Raw genomic sequence first — 1,200 nt, 5'->3', positions numbered from 1 at the left:
ATGCCTAAACATGGAAGGCGAGTTTGCGGACGAAGATGGCGTTTTCCATGACACACAAGAGGCCACGGAGGACGTGGAGGAACTGCTGGCGCGGGTGCTGCGGGCGGCGGTAGAGGCAGCGTCAATGGCCAAGATGGCAACCGCCCGCATCAACGATATGGAAGCGCGGGCGAGCCGCTATGCTAACCGCGCCGAAACCCTCCGCGCCACCGCCTTCGCCGCGATGGACGCGCTGCAACGCACTCGCATAGAGCTTCCAGACCTCACGGCTTCGATCAAGCAGAACGCACCGCGCGTGGTGATCACGGATGAGACGCTGATACCGGCGGAACTGACCCGCACCACGGTTGCGCCCGACAAAACCGCGATCAAGGCGGCGCTGGCCAATGGGCCGGTTGCTGGGGCTGAGTTAAGTAACAGTTTGCCTTCCATATCCATAAGGACACGATAATGAGCAACGCAATGGTGCTTCGGCCCCAGAACTTTGACCAATTGACGATCTTCGCGGAAATGGCCGCGTCGTCGTCCATGGTTCCCGCCGCAATGCGCGGCAAACCCGCCGATATCATGCTGGCCGTGCAGATGGGCAGCGAGATCGGACTTGCGCCCATGCAGGCCATCCAAAACATCGCCGTCATCAACGGCAGGCCCAGCTTGTGGGGTGACGCGATGATGGGGCTATGCAAGCAGCATCCGGCATGGGGTGGCGTGCAGGAAGCCATCGAAGGCGAAGGCGACGACATGCGCGCCGTCTGCACCGTGGGCCGCAAGGGCGATCACCCCGCCGTTGGCGTGTTTTCCGTGGCCGATGCCAAGAAGGCCGGGCTATGGGGCAAGCAAGGTCCGTGGCAGCAGTATCCCAAGCGGATGCTACAGATGCGGGCGCGCGGCTTTGCGCTTCGTGATGCGTTCCCCGACGCCTTGCGTGGCCTGATCAGCGCCGAGGAAGCGCAGGACATTCCGCCGGATACCTTCAAGGGAACCACCATTGACGCCCGCGTGGAGCCGCCCGAGCCCGTCAGCACCGCGCCCACGCCGAAGCGCACCGTGCGGGAAATCGTGCGTGACTACCTGGTGGGCTGCACCAGCACCGATGACGTGGCCAACGTGGCGGATATGCCGTTGGTGGCGAAGGCGTTGAAGGAAGCCCCGGCAGATATCAAGGATGAACTCAATCGGATGCTTGGGGAAGCCTACGCG

2 protein-coding genes are annotated in these 1,200 nt (G+C 63.0%); both read left to right on the top strand.

Features of this window, described 5'->3' with window-relative positions:
- A partial coding sequence (locus tag EBS11_RS28320) for a siphovirus Gp157 family protein (protein ID WP_290608879.1) occupies nt 1-451 on the top strand: 451 nt, incomplete at its 5' end.
- On the top strand, nt 451-1,200 hold a 750-nt coding region (locus EBS11_RS28315), incomplete at its 3' end, for a recombinase RecT (protein WP_290608872.1). The genes EBS11_RS28320 and EBS11_RS28315, both read left to right, overlap by 1 nt.

Source organism: Janthinobacterium sp. (genome assembly GCF_009923995.1).
In the GTDB taxonomy this organism is placed as follows: domain Bacteria; phylum Pseudomonadota; class Gammaproteobacteria; order Burkholderiales; family Burkholderiaceae_D; genus Janthinobacterium.
The sequence above is the reverse complement of the archived record's forward strand: the minus strand, read 5'-3'. Positions and strand labels throughout refer to the sequence as shown.